At 64.9% G+C, this 17,497-nt stretch carries 19 protein-coding genes; 3 read left to right on the top strand and 16 right to left on the bottom strand.

Annotation, left to right across the window (positions count from 1 at the left end; all coding sequences use genetic code 11):
- Nucleotide 1 precedes the first annotated feature (1 nt).
- The gene (locus tag ACSFDB_RS10870) at nt 2–193 is read right to left on the bottom strand and encodes a glycine zipper domain-containing protein (RefSeq protein WP_440771002.1); all 192 of its coding nucleotides are present in this window, start codon (nt 191–193) and stop codon (nt 2–4) included.
- A gap of 206 nt (nt 194–399) precedes the next feature.
- Between ACSFDB_RS10870 and ACSFDB_RS10875 the strand changes: the two genes are divergently transcribed.
- Entirely contained in the window at nt 400–1,827 is a 1,428-nt protein-coding gene (locus ACSFDB_RS10875; RefSeq protein WP_440771003.1) for an FAD-binding oxidoreductase, read from the top strand.
- Between the two features lie 57 nt (nt 1,828–1,884).
- On the opposite strand, the gene ACSFDB_RS10880 is transcribed toward ACSFDB_RS10875, so the two are convergent.
- From ACSFDB_RS10880 to lrp, 3 genes are all read right to left on the bottom strand, one after another.
- A complete protein-coding gene (locus ACSFDB_RS10880) occupies nt 1,885–3,312 on the bottom strand; it encodes an MATE family efflux transporter (RefSeq protein ID WP_440771004.1) in 1,428 nt (475 codons plus the stop codon).
- A gap of 481 nt (nt 3,313–3,793) precedes the next feature.
- Nucleotides 3,794–4,885, bottom strand: coding sequence for a geranylgeranyl reductase family protein (locus ACSFDB_RS10885; RefSeq protein WP_440771005.1), 1,092 nt, complete (start codon nt 4,883–4,885; stop codon nt 3,794–3,796).
- Between the two features lie 273 nt (nt 4,886–5,158).
- Nucleotides 5,159–5,620 carry an HTH-type transcriptional regulator Lrp gene (gene lrp, locus ACSFDB_RS10890; protein ID WP_440771006.1) on the bottom strand — a complete coding sequence of 154 codons (462 nt, stop codon included), beginning with the start codon at nt 5,618–5,620 and terminating at the stop codon, nt 5,159–5,161.
- Nucleotides 5,621–5,745: 125 nt separating this feature from the next.
- Between lrp and ACSFDB_RS10895 the strand changes: the two genes are divergently transcribed.
- Both ACSFDB_RS10895 and ACSFDB_RS10900 read left to right on the top strand, forming a co-directional pair.
- The gene (locus ACSFDB_RS10895) at nt 5,746–6,594 is read left to right on the top strand and encodes a cyclase family protein (RefSeq protein WP_440771007.1); all 849 of its coding nucleotides are present in this window, start codon (nt 5,746–5,748) and stop codon (nt 6,592–6,594) included.
- A complete protein-coding gene (locus ACSFDB_RS10900) occupies nt 6,591–7,586 on the top strand; it encodes a fumarylacetoacetate hydrolase family protein (RefSeq protein ID WP_440771008.1) in 996 nt (331 codons plus the stop codon). Before ACSFDB_RS10895 ends, ACSFDB_RS10900 begins: the two co-directional genes overlap by 4 nt.
- Nucleotides 7,587–7,634: 48 nt before the next feature.
- Here the strand turns inward: ACSFDB_RS10900 and ACSFDB_RS10905 are convergent, their stop codons facing one another.
- The 12 genes from ACSFDB_RS10905 to ACSFDB_RS10960 all read right to left on the bottom strand — a co-directional run bounded on the left by ACSFDB_RS10905 (nt 7,635) and on the right by ACSFDB_RS10960 (nt 17,368).
- The gene (locus ACSFDB_RS10905) at nt 7,635–8,402 is read right to left on the bottom strand and encodes a class I SAM-dependent methyltransferase (RefSeq protein WP_440771009.1); all 768 of its coding nucleotides are present in this window, start codon (nt 8,400–8,402) and stop codon (nt 7,635–7,637) included.
- Between the two features lie 74 nt (nt 8,403–8,476).
- A complete protein-coding gene (locus ACSFDB_RS10910; protein WP_440771010.1) occupies nt 8,477–9,085 on the bottom strand; it encodes a GTP-dependent dephospho-CoA kinase family protein in 609 nt (202 codons plus the stop codon).
- Between the two features lie 2 nt (nt 9,086–9,087).
- On the bottom strand, nt 9,088–9,285 hold the full coding sequence (spt4, locus tag ACSFDB_RS10915; RefSeq protein ID WP_090311147.1) for a transcription elongation factor subunit Spt4: 198 nt from the start codon (nt 9,283–9,285) through the stop codon (nt 9,088–9,090).
- A 2-nt stretch (nt 9,286–9,287) separates the two neighbouring features.
- Complete coding sequence (locus ACSFDB_RS10920) at nt 9,288–9,857, bottom strand: DNA-directed RNA polymerase (RefSeq protein ID WP_090311149.1); 570 nt, start codon at nt 9,855–9,857, stop codon at nt 9,288–9,290.
- Nucleotides 9,858–10,250 carry a type II toxin-antitoxin system VapC family toxin gene (locus ACSFDB_RS10925; RefSeq protein ID WP_090311151.1) on the bottom strand — a complete coding sequence of 131 codons (393 nt, stop codon included), beginning with the start codon at nt 10,248–10,250 and terminating at the stop codon, nt 9,858–9,860. It abuts the gene before it with no gap.
- 16 nt (nt 10,251–10,266) lie between these two features.
- Nucleotides 10,267–11,499: a translation initiation factor IF-2 subunit gamma gene (locus ACSFDB_RS10930; protein ID WP_440771011.1), complete on the bottom strand. Its 1,233-nt coding sequence runs from the start codon at nt 11,497–11,499 to the stop codon at nt 10,267–10,269.
- A gap of 398 nt (nt 11,500–11,897) precedes the next feature.
- Nucleotides 11,898–12,902 (bottom strand): PhoU domain-containing protein, encoded by a 1,005-nt coding sequence (locus tag ACSFDB_RS10935; RefSeq protein WP_440771012.1) that lies wholly within the window; start codon nt 12,900–12,902, stop codon nt 11,898–11,900.
- 3 nt (nt 12,903–12,905) lie between these two features.
- Nucleotides 12,906–13,583, bottom strand: a complete 678-nt coding sequence (phoU, locus tag ACSFDB_RS10940; RefSeq protein WP_440771013.1) for a phosphate signaling complex protein PhoU — start codon at nt 13,581–13,583, stop codon at nt 12,906–12,908.
- Between the two features lie 2 nt (nt 13,584–13,585).
- The gene (gene pstB / locus ACSFDB_RS10945; protein WP_440771014.1) at nt 13,586–14,440 is read right to left on the bottom strand and encodes a phosphate ABC transporter ATP-binding protein PstB; all 855 of its coding nucleotides are present in this window, start codon (nt 14,438–14,440) and stop codon (nt 13,586–13,588) included.
- Nucleotide 14,441: 1 nt separating this feature from the next.
- Complete coding sequence (gene pstA, locus ACSFDB_RS10950) at nt 14,442–15,341, bottom strand: phosphate ABC transporter permease PstA (protein ID WP_440771015.1); 900 nt, start codon at nt 15,339–15,341, stop codon at nt 14,442–14,444.
- Nucleotides 15,338–16,330, bottom strand: a complete 993-nt coding sequence (gene pstC / locus ACSFDB_RS10955) for a phosphate ABC transporter permease subunit PstC (protein WP_440771016.1) — start codon at nt 16,328–16,330, stop codon at nt 15,338–15,340. Before pstC ends, pstA begins: the two co-directional genes overlap by 4 nt.
- 15 nt (nt 16,331–16,345) lie before the next feature.
- Nucleotides 16,346–17,368 carry a PstS family phosphate ABC transporter substrate-binding protein gene (locus tag ACSFDB_RS10960; RefSeq protein ID WP_440771017.1) on the bottom strand — a complete coding sequence of 341 codons (1,023 nt, stop codon included), beginning with the start codon at nt 17,366–17,368 and terminating at the stop codon, nt 16,346–16,348.
- Nucleotides 17,369–17,497: the final 129 nt, after the last annotated feature.

Consider the following 17,497-nt stretch of genomic DNA (forward strand, 5'->3'; position numbering starts at 1 on the left):
CTCACTGATTCATTCCGGCGCCGAGCGCGACGCCGATGGCGATGCCGATCGGCAGCCACAGCGCCAGATTGTCGGTTGCGATACCGATCGAGACGCCGATCGCCATTCCGATCGCGATTCCGGAACCGAAGCCCGTCTCGTCGAACCCGTCGCTATCGTCCGATTCGGATTCCGGCGCTGCAGGGTCAGCCATACCGGATGAAAGTGCGCTGGGGTGATAACTGTCTCCCGCGCTCGAGTCGGCCGGCGAGTGGACGCTCCGACCACTGGACCGAGTGCCGTCGTTCGCTGACTAGGCCGGTTTCAGACGCTCGATCGGCGACGCCGTCGTATCTACACGGTTGATCATCGTATAAATCGTCAAACTAGTTTATCGCCGCTGATGGCGTAGTCCGACCCATGGCAACGGTAGGCAAGACAGCAGGTGAGAAGGCGCTCGCCGACCTTCCGAGTAGCGACGTTCGGGCGTTCGAAGCCGACGTCTCCGGCGACGTCGTCCGTCCGTCGGATCCGGAGTACGACCGGGTTCGACAGGTCTGGAACGGAATGATAGACCGGTATCCTGCGGTCGTCGTCCGCTGTGCCGGCGTCGCGGACGTCGTTGCATCGGTAGCGTTCGCTCGAGAACACGACCTGCCGCTCGCGGTTCGGAGCGGCGGACACAACGTAGCCGGGACGGCCGTCTGCGACGGCGGCCTCGTCGTCGACCTCTCGGCGATGCGGAGCGCCCGCGTCGATCCGGACCGCCGAACCGTTCGCGTCGAGGGCGGCGCGACCCTCGGCGACGTCGACCGCGAAACGCAGCTGTTCGGCCTCGCGACGGCCCTCGGCGCGGTTTCGGAGACCGGCGTCGCCGGGTTGACCCTCAACGGCGGCTACGGCCACCTGAGTCGGCAGTACGGACTCGCACTGGACAACCTTCGGAGCGTCGACGTCGTGACCGCGGACGGAAAGGTCCACACCGCAAGCGCCGACCGGAACGCGGACCTGTTCTGGGGGCTCCGCGGCGGCGGTGGCTCCCTCGGCATCGTCACGTCGTTCGAGTTCGACCTTCACGAGGTCGGTCCCGAGGTGTACGCGTTCTTCGTGTGGTTCCACGCCGACGATGCGGCCGCGGTGATGAAGCGGACCCTCGAGTGGACCGCCGACGCGCCGCGCGAGGCCGGCGTGCTCGCCTTTACCGGCTACATTCCCGACCTCGAGGAGTTCCCCGAGGACTCGTGGGGCGACCCCGCCCTGGCCATGCTCGGCACGTACCGCGGCGATCCGCCGGACGGCGACGAGGTGTTCCGACCGCTGCGCGAGAGCGCGACGCCGCTCGCCGACTTCAGCGGACCGATGGACTACGTCGACGTGCAGTCGATGCTCGACGAGGACTACCCCGACGGACTCCGGTACTACTGGAAGTCGGTCTACCTCACCGAGGTCACCGACGAGGTCGTCGATATCATGGTCCGGTACACCGAGTCGGCCCCCTCGAAGCTCTCGACGATCGACCTCTGGTGTCTCGGCGGCGCCGTCGAGGACGTCCCGGCGGACGCGACCGCGTTCCGCCACCGGGAGAAGCCGTACATGCTCAACTTCGAGGCCAACTGGGGCAACCCCGCGGACGACGACGCGAACGTCGCCTGGGGTCGAGCGGGAATCGCCGAAACGAGCGAGCTGGCGGTTGCGTCCGGGAGCTACGGGAACTTCCCTGGCCTGAACGAGGACCCCGCGAAATCGCGCTTCGGGGACAACTACGAGCGGATGGTCGATCGCAAAACCGAGTTCGATCCGGAGAACCTGTTCGGCGGATCCGTCGCTCCGCGAACCGGAAGCGACTGACCGTCTCAGCCGGCCCCGTCGAAGCGACGGCCGGTATCCGCTCGGCCGTCCACGTTTTCAATCGGCATCGGCGGAGGGGCGATACCGCCGACTCACGACCTTCCAGCGGCCGCTTCGGAACAGCCAGTAGTTGATCCCGCCCGGAACGAACGTCTCGAGCAACAGGGCGAAGTAGAGCGCGGTGACGCCGAGCGGGGTGACCAGTCCGAGCGCCGCCGCCGGAACCGCAAAGCCGTAGCGGCCGACCAGCGAGGCGACGAACGGCCAGCGCGTGTCGCCGGCGCCGAGCAGTGCCCCCGCCGCGGCGCCGTCGATTCCGAACCCGATCGAACTGATCGCGCCGACGGCGACGAACGTCGCGGCGAGCGCGACCTCCTCGCTCCCGACGAACAGGCTCGCGATCGGTTCGGCGAAGACGACCACGAGCGCGGCGAGTCCGGCGAAACACACCACCGAGAGCCGGATGATCGCCGCGCCGTAAGCGCCCGCCTCGTCCTCCTCGTTCGATCCGAGCCGCTGGCCCACGAGCGAACTCGAGGCCAGCGACAGCCCCCAGTTGACGCTGTTGATCACGCTCCGGACGCGTCGGCCGACCTCGAGGGCGGTGACGACCACGGGGCCGAACGTCGCCGCGATCCACAGCAGCGGGAAGACGACGATCCCCTGGGCGAGTTTGCGACCGATCTCGGGCGCGGAGATCTCGATCACCTGCCGGAGAATCGTCGGCTCGAGCCACGGCCCCGAGCGCGTGACGGGGACGGGACTGGGCTCCATCCCGAGTGCGCCGTAGGATCGGCCCACCATACCCCAGCCGAGGATGACGGTAACGAACCCGGTCGAGAGCGTCGTACCGATCGCCGCGCCGGCGACGCCGAGGTCGAAGCCGAAGATGAGGATCGCGCTCAACACGACGTTGAGGATCGCTCCGCCCGCGCGGGCGACCATCTCGGTGAACGTGTCGCCAACGCCCGTGTAGGTCCGGCTGGCGATCAGGTTCAGGAGTTCGAACAGGACGGCCGGCGCGACGAAGACGAGGTAGGTGCTCCCGTGTTCGAGCGAGGCCGGTTCGGCGCCGAAGAGACCGATCAGCGAGTCCGCGAAGAGCAGGAAGACGGCGACGATCGGCAGCGCGATCGCGATCGCGAGCAGGATGCTCTGTGTCACCACGAGCGAGGCGCGGCCGGTCTCCTCGCCGCCGTAGTTCTGGGAGACCAGACTGACGGTGCCGCCGGCCAGCCCCAGTCCGATCATCGTGACGATCTCCCAGAACGCGAGGGCGAACGCCAGTCCCGCGGTTCCTGCCGTCCCGACCGCGATACCGACCATCGCCAGGTCGGCCGTCTGCTTGGACATGATCGCGAAGCCGGTCACGATCCGGGGCCACGCCAGATCCGCGGTCGGGTGGAACCGCTCGGCGTCGATGATTCCGAGTCGCTCGAGGCTCCGCGCGACGAACTCGACTGCAGCGCGCTGCCGGCCAGTCATCTACTGGCCGTTTCGGGACGGTCGCCTTCGCTCTGTCGGCTGCGGGTTCCACCGTGCGCGTCGACGATTCGGGTTTTGGCGGCTCGAGACGCCGACGGTGCGTGGACGAACGTATTCGGCGGAAGACTGGTGATCGGAGCGTGTCAACACGCTCTCGCGGGCACACGGACGACCGCTGGGGGCGGCGAGGTCACACCCACTCCGGAAAAACGAGTGTGCGGCGACGGACCGAATCGGCTGCTCGGTTCGGTTCTCGGCGGCGCGACGGCACTGCGAGCACGGGATGGGCTCGCTCGAGGGTCAGTGCGTCGCTGAGAACGGTGGGCGGATTCGTTTGGGCACACGGACGGCTCCAGCGTGGAGCGTCACATCCACCCACCATACGATCGGAGGACACGATCATTGTTAAGATCTGTGGCTATATTCTCGATACTGTATAATCATATTCGCCAGTACGATTCAGAGATGGCTTTTTGTGTGATTAGTCTCGCGAGCGAGAGAGCATCGCTTTGAGGTGCGACGGCGAGACGAGCGACGTCGGCCGGTCCATGTGGACGCCGATCTCGCCGGAGAGTGCGCCGAGACCGAGGTGCTGGACGGGTTCCGGGAGCGAGTAGGCCCGACGGAGGTAGTGGCCGAGTTCCTGCTCGCGTTCCAGATCGTCGCGCCAGGCGTGTTCGTAGGCTGCGAGCGTGGTCGGCCGGTCGGGATCAATCTCGCGGGCGGCGTGGTCGGCGCTGGTCATGCTGTAGAGGATGCCGCCGCCGGTGAAGGGCTTGGTCTGGGCGGCCGCGTCGCCGATCAGGAACGCGCGTCGGCTCGTGACGCGGTCCGGGGGTCCGATCGGAATCGGGCCCGAGCAGCGGTGGGAGACGTCGATCTCGTAGCCGTCGATCAGCTCCTCGAAGTGTTTGGTGACCTGGACGCCCGGCGGCGCCGCGAGCCCGTACTCGACGCCGGCGTCGCCGCGGGGGATGCGCCAGGCGAAAAAGGTCGGCGCGGTGAGGTGGACGTCGACGAAATTCTGGTGGTCGTCCTCTTCGGAGAACGCGAGCACGCCGTGGAGGAGTTCGTCGGGTTCGGGCAGGTCGAGTTCGTCCCGCACTCGCGACCGAGCCCCGTCACAGCCGGCGAGCATCTTCGCCTCGAACTCGACAGTGCCGTCGGGGCCGTTGGCGGTGACTTCGACGCGGTCGTGGTGTTCGGTGACCGCCGTGACGGTGTGCCCTTCGCGGACGTCCGCGCCCGCCTCGCGTGCGAGATCAGCGAGGTGGCGATCCAGCCCGACGCGGTCGATGACGTTCGACGCGACCTCGTCCTTGTAGAAGGGGTAGGCCTCGCTGTGTGGCCCGCCGACGTGGAATCGTGCGCCGTAGATCTCGTTCTGGAACAACTCCTCGCGCGCGCCGTCGCCGGTGAACTCCCAGATATCCGTGCTCACGTGTCCCGAGCAGGCCAGCGGCTCGCCGATCGTCCCCTTCTCTACGGCGAGCACGTCGTAGCCGTCTTCGGCGGCGCGGCGGGCGAAGCGCGCGCCCGGCGGTCCGACGCCGACAACGACGAAATCGTACATGTTCATGGAGTTCTCGTGAGCGTGTAAATACCTTCTCGAGATTCTCTCGGACGTGGCGGCGATGGCTCTCGAAGCGATGTCGGGAGCATCGAGTTCTCACCCCCAGAGTCAACTATCGACTCTCGCCGTCGGCAGTTCCGGGACGTCGGCTCGGTAACGCCACGATTCGGAACGGCGCTTCGATGCTATCGCTACCGATACGGAAGCGACTCGGTCGCCCTATCGGGGTCTCCAGCGCGAAAACGGTCTACTCCCCGGTGGGAGCGATTTCGCTCAGTCGTCGTCGGTCTCGAGTTCGAACTGTTCGTTCTCGGCGACGGTGTTGAGAACGATGCTCGTGTTCGACTGGTTGATGTCCGGATCGGTGATCAGGGTCTTGATCTGGTCGTTCATGTCGTCGGTGTCTTCGAACTTGCCGACCGCGATCACGTCGTAATCGCCCGTGACCTCGTAGACTGAGATCATCTGTCGGTGGTCTCGAAGCGTCTCGGTGATCTCGGGCAGCGCGTGGCCCTCGGCTTTGAGCTGCATGATCGCGGTGACGTCGTAGCCGAGTTCGTCGTAGTTGACTTTCGGCGTGTAGCCCTCGATGACGCCCTCTTCCTCGAGATCGGAGAGGTGGTTGGAGACCGTCGTTACCGAGACGTCGAGCTCTTCGGCGAGGCTGCGGAGGCTCGCGCGACCGTTGTCGAGAAGTTCGTTTACCAGATCGTCATCCAGTGTTTCGTAGGTCATTGTACAATATCAATCACTCTTTGTATTAGGAGGTTACGAATATCCAGTTCTATTCGGCGTGTCGTGTCGTCGTTCAGTCGACCGTCGCAGTCAGCTTCAAATACGTGCTTCGAAACGTAGTTGCTATGAGCGGATTGGTGACAGCCGACGATGCAACGTTGATCGACCTGAGTATTGGCCTCGAGGACGACCCGCCGAGCGAGCCGATGCCGCCGTCGATCGACGCGTTCGACCACGAGGCCGGTGCCGAGCGCCTCGCGGAGAACCTCCGCGGACTCGGCCACGACGTCGAGGCGAGCGACTTCCCCGACGGGATGGGGCTGGCCTGGGAGGACCTCGAGGTCATCCCCCACGCCGGCACCCACATGGACGCCCCCTGGCACTACGGCCCCGAGGTCGACGGCGAACCGGCGAAGACGATCGAGGAGATCCCCCTCGAGTGGTGTCGCGGCAACGCCGTCGTCCTCGACTTTCGCTGGATGGATCCCGGCGAAGAGATTTCGGCGACGGATCTCGAGGATGCCCTCGACGACCTGGATCACGAGCTTTCGCCGGGCGAGATCGTGCTGATCCAGACCGGTGCCGACGAGCTGTGGGGGCAGCCGGAGTATCTCACCCAGTTCCCCGGCATGAGCGCCGCGGGAACGAAGTACCTCGTCGAACAGGGCGTGAAGGTGATCGGAACGGACGCCTACGGCTTCGACAAGCCGTTCGCCGCGATGGGCGAACGGTACGTCGAGTCGGGCGATTCGGACGAACTGTGGCCTGCTCACTTCGCCGGCCGCGAGGTCGAATACTGCCAGATCGAGAAGATGGCAAACCTCGACGAACTGCCGCGCAAGACCGACGTCCCGATCGTCGCGTTCCCGATCACGATCGAGGGCGGGAGCGGCGGCTGGGTTCGTCCCGTCGCGTTCGTCCAGGACGACGCGAGCGACGGAGCCGGCAGCGAGACCGGAGGTGACGCAGCGTGAAACTCGCGACGTTCGAAGTCCAGACTCCCGTCGGGGCGGTCGAACGCATCGGTGCCGTCGACGAGTCGACGGCGGACGACGAGACGCCAGCCGGGGAGGCCACCCTCATCGATCTCACCGCGGCCTACGGCGCGGCCCTCGAGGCCGAGGGCGAACCCGCGCCCGCGGACCTCGCCCACGCCCACGTCCCGCCGGAGATGATCGCCTTCCTCGAGCGCGGCGATCGCGCGATCGCGGATGCGCGGGAAGCCCTCGAGTACGCGGTCGAAACTGACGCCGAGCGCGGTCCGGGCGGGGCGAAAATCCAGTACGAACCCGGCGAGTACGACCTGCTCGCTCCCCTGCCGCGCCCCAACTCGCTGCGAGACTTCATGGCGATCGAAGAACACGTACAGAACAGCCTGGAGGGCGAGATCGACGACGTCTGGTACGAGTTGCCGGTGTACTACAAGGGCAACGCCGACAGCGTCGTCGCGCCCGGCGAGACGGTGCAGTGGCCCGCGTACTCGTCGATCATGGACTACGAACTCGAGATCGCGGCCGTGATCGGTAAACGCGGTCGGGATATCGCGGCCGAGGACGCCGAAGAGTACATCGCCGGCTACACCGTCTTCAACGACTTCAGCGCCCGCGATATTCAGGGCGAGGAGATGAAGGGGCGGCTCGGTCCGGCGAAGGGCAAGGACTTCGCGAACGGGCTCGGCCCGTACGTCGTTCCCGCCGAGGACATCGACGTCCTCGAGGCTCCCATGACCGCCCGCATCGACGGCGAGATCTGGTCGGAGGGCACCGTCGACGAGATGTACCACTCCTTTGCCGACATCATCGCACACGTCTCCCAGTCCGAGACGCTCCACCCCGGCGACGTCATTGGGAGCGGCACCGTGGGTGGGGGGTGTGGACTCGAGTTGGGTAAGTGGCTCGAGGACGGCTCGACCGTCGAACTCGAGATCGAGGGGATCGGCACCCTCGAGCACACCGTCCTCGAGTGAGGACGTCGACCCGACCCGCTCACCTCACCTACCCTCCGCTTCGGCCCGTCACTCGACTCGAGTCGCGCGGACGAGCGCCTTGCAATTCGCGAACGACCGAACGGACCCGTCTTCGGCCTCGATCTCGAAGAACTCCGTCGCCGCCGACGAGGCGTCGAGCAGTATCGACTCGAGTTCCGCCCGGCGGTCGGCGTCGACCGACTGCGCGGCAACCCAGCTATCGAACTCGAGGGTCTTCGTCAGGTGGTGGCTCTCCTCGACGACGAACCCCTGCTCCTCGAGCCACTCGCACCACTGCTCCGTGCGGTACGAACGGACGTGCGTCGGATCGCGGAGCCGTTCGACGCGGTCGAGAAACGACTCGAGCGCCGGGTCGGGCGGCGCGACGTTGTCCTCGAACGCGAACGTCCCGCCCGGACGAAGCACGCGGGCGACGTCCGCGACGAACGCCTCCGGGTCGGGAAAGTGGTGGGCTGCGATTCGACAGGCGACGGCGTCGAACGAGTTCGCGGCGAACGGCAGTCGCTCGGCGTCGGCCATCGCGCCCGCGACCCCGTCGAACTCCCGCTCGGCGGTCGCGACCATCGCTCGCGAGGCGTCGACGGCGACGACGGTCGAGACGTCGCGCTCAGCTATGGCTCCGGCGACGTGGCCCGCGCCCGTGGCGACGTCGAGCACTGCGTCCGCGTCCCGACACCAGTCGGCGAGGCGCTCGAGATCCGCTCCCTGGCTGTGGACGTCGCTGTCGAAGTAATCGCCAGCGGCGACGTCGAACGACGACGCGGCCGCTCGTTTCGCGTCGGAGCCGTCTCTCATCGAACTCGAATACGCCGCCGGTTACGATAAGTCCAGCAGAACCGGTCCGCTTCGGCGGGATCGACCGGCGAAAATCACTCGGCGTCGCTGCCCTCGAGCAGGTCCCAGAATCGCTCCGTGTCGCCCTCGAACCGATCGAGCAGCGCGCGCATCTCGGCTCGGTGCTCGTCGCTCACCTTTACGTGGACCATCCCCTCGTCGGGCTGGCCGTAGACGACGCTTGCGCCCTCGGGCGCGGCGACGATCGCGGGTACGGCGACCAGATCCTCCTCGCCCTCGACGAGGATCGTGGTCGGGTCGTCGCTCGCTATGGCCTCGCGAAGCGCCTCGATCATCTCGGCCGAGAGTTCCGCCGGCGGGTTGACGGCCTCGAGGTTGGTCGACTCGGTGACCGTCTCCCGGATCTCCTCGTCGACGGCCGATCGCTTGGTTCGTTCGTCGACCACCGCGACGTCGGGCGCGCGACCGGCCTGCAGGAAGTGATAGGTGACGACGTCGCCGACGGCGATCAACGGGCCGTCGACGGCCTCGAGGAGCGCGTCGGCGTCGGTCTCGATCGGGCCCATCGGCTCCTTGAGCTCGTGGCGAAGGTCGTCAGGGAGAACCAGTAGCTGGTCGCCGGTATCGTCGGACTCCGGGTCGGTGTCGGCGGATCCGGAGTCTGCGGTGTCGTCGCAAGTCACGGCTACCGGACTTTCAGCGCGTACGCGCCGGGTTCCGTGACCTGCATCTCGGTCGCGATCTGGCTCTCCTCGGGGTGGGCGATGACGACGTAGCCGGCCCAGTCCTCGGTCAGCGACGAGGAGTTACAGGCGTCGCAGGTTTCGTTGTCCGGTTCGTTGACCCGGTGGCACTCGCGACAGACGAGCCGATCCGATGCCATGGTTATTCACCCGCAGCCGCTTCCTGCTTCTCGTGGTCTTCCTCGAGCCAGCCGTGCTTGCCGAGCCCCGGCTGTTTGGCCGTCAGGCCGATCTTCGAGTCGCGCGGATTGCGCTCGTCGATGCTCTTGGTGACGATCCGTGCGCGGACGGCGTCTTCGACGCCCAGCGTCCGGTTAGATTCGTTCGAGGCGAGCTGCTGGTTCTCGCCGTCGTAGGCGAGATACTCGTCGCTGATCTGAGAGACGTGGAGGAGTCCGTCGACGGGACCGATCCCGACGAAGGCGCCGAACTCGACGACCTCGACGACGGTGCCGTCGACGACTTCCTGCATCTGTGGATCGAACGTGACGGCGTCGAACGTGGCCTCGTAGTAGACGCCCGGCCGGTTCGGCAGTACCGTCCCTTCACCGATATCGTCGACGTCGGTGACGGAGACGATGCTGCCGACCTCTTCGTCCATTCGTCCCTCGAGTTTGTCCTGCAGCAGTCGCTTCACGAGGTCCGGCGAAACGTCGCCGAGCTCCTCGGGCGGTACTTCTACCGTGTCCGTTAAGGTGACCCGCTTGTACATCTATGGTTGAGTGATCGCTAACTTGTTTCTCCCGCGTAATGCAATTACCGGTACGCTCGCCGCGAGTATCCGGTCGCCCAGCGGACGGTCGTTCGTGACGACGTAGTCGACTCCTCCCTCGCGGGCGAGTTCGACTAACGCGTCGTCGGCGTACGACGCCTCCGTGTCGACGACGAGACAGCGTTCGGTCGCCAGGTCGTGCCCGACGTTCGCGGCCGTCCCTTCGGTGCCGCCCTTCTCGGAAAGGCGCCGAAGTTCTTCCACGACGGCCTGCGGTATCGTGGGCTCGTACGAATCGACGAGTCGGTCGAGTTCGTCGAACAACCGGACGTCGAGTTCGACCGGCATCATGAGGGCACTCGTATCGAGTGCGACCCGCGTCGGCGTGCTCATTCGTCTTCCGTCGGCGTTACTCCGTGAGCGTTCCGAGTCCGATCAGCCGCCAGCGCGCGCCGATACGGCGGTTGATCGCGATCTTTGCCCCTGGTTCGGCGGCGACCGGCCGCTTGAGGTTGACCTCGCACTCGCCCTCGCGAGCGCTGGTGACCGCGCCGACGGTCGTCGCCGTCCCGACGGTCATCATCAGCGGTTCGCCGGTGCTGATCTCGTCGACCGTCTCGCCGCTTTCGGCGCCGACGACGCGCTCGAGCAGGTCGACCTTCATCGTGAACTCCTGCCACGTCGGCGGGAGCGAACCGGGCGGACCGGCCAGCCGGCCGGCCAGCGCGTCGCCTTTCGTCAGCGCCGGATCGAGTCCGGTTCCGACGCCGAGCAGGCCGCCTGGGCTGACGGTGTCGACCGTCTCGCCGCCGGCTTGCAGCGAACGGATCGTCGTCTCGATCGGGACGTACTCGGTTTGGCCACCCTCTTCGACCTCGCGGCCGGGTTTGATCTCGATCTCGTCGTCGACCGAGAGCTCGCCCTGCACCAGGCTGCCGCCGAGGACGCCGCCGGCGAGATCCTCGAAGGTCGTCCCCGGTTTGTTGATGTCGAAACTGCGGGCGACGTGCATCCGCGGATCGGCGTCGGGATCCCGCTCCGGCGTCGGGATCTCCTCCTCGATCGCCTGAATTAGCAGGTCCATGTTGACCTCCTGGCCGGCCGAGACGGGAACGACTGGCGCGCCTTCGGCGACCGTCCCTTCGACGAACTCCTGGATCTGCTCGTAGTTGTCTCGAGCCGTCTCGCTATCGACGAGGTCGACCTTGTTCTGGGCGATGACGATGTTGTCGATGCCGATGATGTCGAGCGCCATCAGGTGCTCTTCGGTCTGGGGCTGTGGGACGGACTCGCTGGCGCTGACGACCAGCACGGCGCCGTCCATCAACGAGGCACCAGAGAGCATCGTCGCCATCAGGGTCTCGTGCCCCGGGGCGTCGACGAACGACACGGTCCGCAGCGGCTCGCTCTCGGAGCCGTCCGGACACTCCTCCTCGACGGTGTAACACTCGGGTTCCTCGGCTCCCTCGCAGTGACGGAACGTCGCGTCCGCGTAGCCCAGCCTGATGGAGATCCCGCGTTTCATCTCCTCCGAGTGCTGGTCAGTCCAGGAGCCGCTGAGCGCCTGGACTAGCGTCGTCTTGCCGTGGTCGACGTGACCGACGAGCCCGATGTTCACCTCCGGTTGTTGAGTTCCTGCCATAAGACGGTAAGTAATCTTAGGTAGGCCTATCCCCGTGCGCTTGATAAACCTACTGTTCTGCGCTCTCCGGATCGGGGTGACGACGGTTCCTGCAGCGGATCACGGACGTCACGGTGACTGACTGGACGAGTGACTACTCGCGTCGAACGCCGGCACGAATCGCGCCCGGCGTCGGCCACGTTCCTCGCTCGAGCCGGTTCCGACGACGGGCGGCGTTTCGACGTGGCCATCAATAGCGCTCCGTACCCCTCGGGACGCCTCCTAGTTCGTTTTGTGCGCGGTTCCGTCCATTCGTCGGCTACGCATGCCCACCATACAGAAGTACCCGCGACTGCTGATCGTCTGTGATCGCTGTCGGAGCCCGCTGGTCGCGCGTGAACTGCCAAACGGAGCCACTCTCACTCTTCGAGTCCCGCTTCGATCCCGGTTTCGACGATCGTGAGACCGATCTCGGCCAGCTGACGGAGGCTCGAGAGGAGCGGACTGTACAGACACGCGTCGGTCTCACAGCGGGCGTACGCGCGCTGGGTGAGGTCCTCGAGGCCCTCGTCGACGGCGGCGTACGCGTCGCTCGCCGCCCGATTCTCGCCCGAGAGGGCGGCCTCGAGCAGCCGCCGGATATCGGCCGCGACGGAGTCGATCCCGTCCCGAAGCGCATCGTCGGGCGGGCCGGACTGATCCAGCGCGACGGCGGCGATTCGGTCCGCGCGGTCGGCGAGTCGCTCGAGCTGGCGGGCCGTCCGATACTCGCGAAAGGCGACCGTTCGATCGGTCCCCAGTTGGCCGATGTCTCGGACGTCCTCGAGCCCGCGGTGAAAGCCCCGGCTGACGAACGCGAACAGCCGGTCGACGTCGTCGTCCCGGCTCCGGACTCGTCGCGCGAGTTCGTCGTCGTCACACAGGAGCGCCTCGATCGCGTCGTCGTACAGCTCGAGCGCGAGCTGGCGCGCCTGGGCAACCGTCTGCGGGAGCGAGACCTCACCGGTGTCGAGCAGGTTCACGACGGTGAGCCGGTCGTCGGTCGTCTCCTGTATTTCGATGCCGATGAGTCGACCAACGGTTCGCTCGAGTTCTCGTCGCGAGTCGGTCTCGAGATCGGCCACTCCCGTGACGGTGATTCGATCGGAGCCCGTCGCATACGCCGCCCGAACCCGTTGCAACAGCGCTTGCTCGTCGCCGTCCGTCGCGTCGATCGTCACCGATCGATCCCGCCTCGAGACGTGTTCCGGAGCCGCGATAACCCGGTCGTCGTGCGGATAGAGGTACATCGACGCGCCGGACTCGAGGCCCTGATCGACCGCCCACTCCTTCGGCAGCGAGACAACGAACGTGGAGTTACCGGTCAACTGAATCTTTCGCTCGACGGGATCGGACGAATCGTCGGAGACGGAGTGCTGGCTCATCGCTCAGTAGATCAGTTCGTCGTCGTTCTCGACCATGTACAGCGTTCGCGCGGCGATGTTGACCGCGTGGTCGCCGACGCGCTCCAGGTCGCGGATCGTCAGTAACATCCGCGAGACGTCGTCGAGCAACGCTTCGTCCTCGACGCCCGCGGTGGCCGTCGCCTCGGCTTCGAGGACGCTCCGAACGACGATCTGACTCGCGTTCTCACAGAGCGCGTCGATTTCGTCGTCCAGGGCCGCGATATCGTGGGTCGTTTCGGGATCGTCGTCCGCGTAGGCGTCCATCGCCATCTCGACCATCTCGACTGTCTGGGTGCCGATATAGCCGATGTCGATTTCGGAGTAGCGATCCCGCTCTGCCTGTAGGGTGTACTCGCCGAGATTAACCGCCAAATCGGCGATCCGCTCGAGATCGGTGATGATCTTGAACGAGGCGGCGATGAAGCGGAGATCGCCCGCGACGGGCTGTTGCAGGGCAAATAGGTCGATACACGTCTGCTCGATCTCAAGATACAGTTCGTTGATCTCGTGGTCGCCTGCGATGATTTGTTCGGCGAGTTCGTCGTCTTTCGTCTCGAGGGCAGAAAGCGCCCGTTCGAGGCGGTGACAGACGAGGTCGCTCATCTCGAGGACGCGCTCGCGCAGTGCCGCCAGTTGCTGTTGGTAGTCGTTTCGTGCCATAGTTAGCCGAATTTGCCGGTGATGTAGTCCTCGACGCGGTCGTGCTCGGGGTTCTCGAAGATCGTCGCCGTCTCGTCGTACTCGACGAGGTTCCCGCCGGTGAGGAAGACGGCGGTCTTATCGGAGATTCGGGCCGCCTGCTGCATGTTGTGGGTGACGATGACGACCGTGTACTCGCGGGCGAGGTCGTCGATCAGGTCCTCGATCTTCGACGCCGCGACGGGGTCGAGCGCCGACGTCGGCTCGTCCATCAGGATGACCTCGGGGTCGGGTGCGATGGCGCGAGCGATACAGAGTCGCTGCTGTTGCCCGCCCGAGAGGTCGAGTCCGCTCGAGTCGAGTTGGTCGTTCACTTCGTCCCAGAGGGCAGCACCGCGCAGCGCCCGCTCGACTTCCTCGTCGAGATCAATTTGGTCCTCGAGACCCTGTACGCGAAGCCCGTAGGCGACGTTGTCGTAGATCGATTTCGGGAACGGGTTCGGTTTCTGGAAGACCATCCCGATCTTGCGTCGCAGGGCGACGGGATCGACGTCGTCGTCGTAGACGTTCTTCCCGTGGAATCCGAGCGTCCCGTCGACGCGACAGCTGTCGATCTGGTCGTTCATTCGGTTGATACAGCGCAGGAAGGTCGACTTTCCACAGCCAGAGGGGCCGATAATCGCCGTCACTCGGTGTTCCGGAATGCCGATATCGATTCCGTCAAGCGCCTGTTCATCGCCGTAGTAGACGTCGAGACCCGTCGTGGTGATGACGGACTCCATCCGGCTATCACCCCGGCTGGTTGCCTCTGCCGTTACCTCGGTGGTGATAAGCGAGCGTTCGTCTGCGCTCCGTTCGTTGTCTTTCTCTGTAGCCATGTTAGAGCTCCGTCTCGTACTTGTTTCGAAGATAGATCGCGATCCCGTTCATGGCGAACATGAAGACGAGCAACACGGCGATCCCGGTTGCGGCGAGATGGATGAAGTGTTGACTCGGTTCAGCTGCCCAGTTGTAAATCTGGGTCGGCATCGCGCTGAAGCGATCGAACGGCCCCCACGCGATGCGGTTCGTGAACAGTGCTCCGACCATGATCAGCGGGGCCGTTTCGCCGATCGCACGCGCCAGTGCGAGGATCGTCCCCGTCATGATGCCGGGCATCGCGGCCGGTAGGACGACCTCGCGGATGGTCTGCCACTTCGTCGCACCGGTCGCGTACGACCCGTTCCTGACGCCGTCTGGGACCGCTCGTAGCGCCTCCTGCGTCGAAACGATAATAATCGGCATCACCAACAGCGCGAGCGCGATTGAGCCGGCAAGCAGGACCGGGCCGAGACCGATCCCGTTGACGAACGCTGCCAGCGCGAGCAGTCCGTAGACGATCGACGGAACGCCGGCGAGGTTCGCGAGGTTCGCTTCGATGAGCCGCGTGGTTCGGGTGTCCGGTGCGTACTCTTCGAGATAGATCGCCGAGCCGACGCCGACGAAAAACGACAGCACCGCGGTGATGATCATCAGCATGATCGAGGCGATGATCGCCCCCCTGAATCCGGACAGCTCTTCGCGGCGCGAGCCGTCTCGAGTGAAGAACTCGACGAGACTGATGTTGTACTCCGTCAGCCCGGTGTAGAGGTCGGTAATCACGTCGAGCAACAACAGTGCCAGCATGACGACGCCGAACATCGACGCGGCGAAGATGACCGCGAGGAAGATTCGGTTCTTCCGGTGTTCCCACCCGAGGTCGATGTCGGTGAACAGCTTCCCGTCGGTGTCAGTGCTCATCGGTACTCCTCCTGGAAGCGTCGTTTGAACCAATCGTTGAGTAGATTCATCGTCAGCGTCATGATGAACAACAGCAATCCGACGGCGAACAGGCTCTGGTAGTCGACCGTGCCGACCGCGGACGTGCCGCGAGCCCGCGAGACCATGTACGCCGTCATCGTCATCACCTCGTCGAACGGGTTGGCGGTGATGTTCGCGTTGTACCCGACAGCGAGCGTCACGGCCATCGTCTCGCCGATCGCTCGTGAGACGGCGAGAATGTACGATGCAAAGACGCCCGAGATCGACGCCGGCAGCACGATCCGCGTCGAGACGTCGTACTTCGTCGCCCCGAGGGCGTACGCCCCGTTTCTGAGGTCATCCGGCACCGCGGCCATCGCGTCCTCGCTGATCGAAGACACCATCGGAATCGTCATGATCCCGACGACGAGCATCCCCGAAAGGAGACTATATCGACCGATGTTGATATCGAACAGCGTACTGGCGATCGGACCGAGGATGACCGGGTTGATGAACGCGATCGCGAAGTAGCCGTAGACGATCGTTGGAATTCCGGCGAGGATCTCGAGCGTCGGTTTGAGCTTCGAACGGACGCCGGGTGACGCGTACTCCGAGAGGTAGATCGCCGTTGCGGTGCCGATCGGAATCGAGACGAACGCCGCGCCGACGGTGATCGCGAGCGTCCCGAAGATGATCGGGAGTGCCCCGTGAGATGGCGTCGCGTGGGACGGCGCCCACCGCGTTCCGGTGAAGAACTCGGTGAACGTGACCGTCCGTTCGACGCTCGCCCCCATGACCATCTCGGTGAGCCGCGCACCGAAAAAGTAGCTGGCGGCGTTGTCGAACAGTACGAAAAAAATCGCGAGCGTCGTAAGGACCGTGATCGACGCACACCCGAAGAGGATGCGCCGTGCCCGGCGATTCGACTCGATGGCGTCTCGAGCAGTCTCGCCGGTAATTCCCGGTCCGGGGTCGGTTTCAGTGCTCATCGTGTGCCTCTTCGGTTACTCTCGCTGCACGGTGAGTTCGTCCGGATCGGCACCGACCTGGTCGAGCCAGTCGTCGATTTTGTCGTGGTTCTCCTCCTGTGCCTCGTCGGTCGTCGCGTAGAACCCTTCGTCGCGTGCGAACTCGTGTTGGCCGTTGACGTAGAAGCGAGCAAACGAACCGATGAGATCGGGTTCTTCCTCGAGGCTTGCGAGGTTGATAAACGCGAACAGCGGACGGGCGAGCGGCGAGTAGGTCCCTTCTTCGATGTTTTCCTGTTCGGGCAAGTAGAACTCGCCGTCCGCATCGCTTTCGACGGGAACCGCTTCGATCGGCTGATCGTCCTCGATGTCCCGGAGGTAGCCCAGGCCGCCCCAGCCGAAGCCATGTTCGTTGCTGGCAACGGCGTTCATGATCTCGTTGGTCTGACTCGTCGCCGAGTAGTCGTCGCGGATGTTCCCCAGCTCGCCGTTGATCGCCTCGGTGAAGTAGTCGAACGTCCCCGACGCGTCGTCACGCGCGTGGAGCTGAATCTCCTCGTCGGGCCACTCGGAGCGAACGTCGCTCCACGTCTCGACATCCGACTCGAACTCCCAGATCTGCTGCAGTTCGTCGAGCGTGATGTTGTCGACCCAGTCGTTTTCGGAGTTCTTCACGACCGACAATCCGTCGAGACCGACCTCGAGGAAGCCGTAGTCGACGTCTTCTTCCTCACAGAGGTCGATCTCGTCTTCGGTAATCTGGCGGCTTGCACTCTGAACCGCGGAGTTACCGCGACAGAACTCCTGGAAACCCGCGCCGGTTCCCTCCGGAGCGACGTCGACCAAAACGTCGGGATACTCGTTTTCGAAGTTCTCCCCCGCCCACGAGGTAATCGGGGCGACGGTGTTCGATCCGGATGCATCGATGGTCCCGGACGGGCCATCTCCGCCCGCACTACAGCCCGCGATGAGCGCGATCCCAGCCGCGCCGGTTCCAGCGAGGAGCCGACGTCGTGATGTCATCCCGATACCACCGGTTTCGGACGTGTTGTCCGTCATCACCTGGAGGGTAGTCCAGATTGTATAAAGAGGATGCTATTATCTATATAGGTACTCACTGTTCTCGATATACCAGTACATAGCCGACTATAGCTCGCAGTAGTGATCGACTCTGCCGTTCGACACCAG

Source organism: Natronorubrum amylolyticum, from assembly GCF_052040145.1.
GTDB lineage: Archaea > Halobacteriota > Halobacteria > Halobacteriales > Natrialbaceae > Natronorubrum.

Bases quoted from the DNA above. Each gene is read 5' to 3' on its own strand.
- ACSFDB_RS10885 (WP_440771005.1), bottom strand. From the start codon at position 4,885: ATGTACGATTTCGTCGTTGTCGGCGTCGGACCGCCGGGCGCGCGCTTC.
- ACSFDB_RS10925 (WP_090311151.1), bottom strand. From the start codon at position 10,250: ATGAGCACGCCGACGCGGGTCGCACTCGATACGAGTGCCCTCATGATG.
- ACSFDB_RS10935 (WP_440771012.1), bottom strand. From the start codon at position 12,902: ATGAGCCAGCACTCCGTCTCCGACGATTCGTCCGATCCCGTCGAGCGA.
- ACSFDB_RS10875 (WP_440771003.1), top strand. From the start codon at position 400: ATGGCAACGGTAGGCAAGACAGCAGGTGAGAAGGCGCTCGCCGACCTT.
- ACSFDB_RS10905 (WP_440771009.1), bottom strand. From the start codon at position 8,402: ATGAGAGACGGCTCCGACGCGAAACGAGCGGCCGCGTCGTCGTTCGAC.
- ACSFDB_RS10880 (WP_440771004.1), bottom strand. From the start codon at position 3,312: ATGACTGGCCGGCAGCGCGCTGCAGTCGAGTTCGTCGCGCGGAGCCTC.
- lrp (WP_440771006.1), bottom strand. From the start codon at position 5,620: ATGACCTACGAAACACTGGATGACGATCTGGTAAACGAACTTCTCGAC.
- pstB (WP_440771014.1), bottom strand. From the start codon at position 14,440: ATGGCTACAGAGAAAGACAACGAACGGAGCGCAGACGAACGCTCGCTT.
- ACSFDB_RS10920 (WP_090311149.1), bottom strand. From the start codon at position 9,857: ATGTACAAGCGGGTCACCTTAACGGACACGGTAGAAGTACCGCCCGAG.
- phoU (WP_440771013.1), bottom strand. From the start codon at position 13,583: ATGGCACGAAACGACTACCAACAGCAACTGGCGGCACTGCGCGAGCGC.
- ACSFDB_RS10870 (WP_440771002.1), bottom strand. From the start codon at position 193: ATGGCTGACCCTGCAGCGCCGGAATCCGAATCGGACGATAGCGACGGG.
- pstC (WP_440771016.1), bottom strand. From the start codon at position 16,330: ATGAGCACTGAAACCGACCCCGGACCGGGAATTACCGGCGAGACTGCT.
- ACSFDB_RS10960 (WP_440771017.1), bottom strand. From the start codon at position 17,368: ATGACGGACAACACGTCCGAAACCGGTGGTATCGGGATGACATCACGA.
- pstA (WP_440771015.1), bottom strand. From the start codon at position 15,341: ATGAGCACTGACACCGACGGGAAGCTGTTCACCGACATCGACCTCGGG.
- spt4 (WP_090311147.1), bottom strand. From the start codon at position 9,285: ATGGCATCGGATCGGCTCGTCTGTCGCGAGTGCCACCGGGTCAACGAA.
- ACSFDB_RS10930 (WP_440771011.1), bottom strand. From the start codon at position 11,499: ATGGCAGGAACTCAACAACCGGAGGTGAACATCGGGCTCGTCGGTCAC.
- ACSFDB_RS10895 (WP_440771007.1), top strand. From the start codon at position 5,746: ATGAGCGGATTGGTGACAGCCGACGATGCAACGTTGATCGACCTGAGT.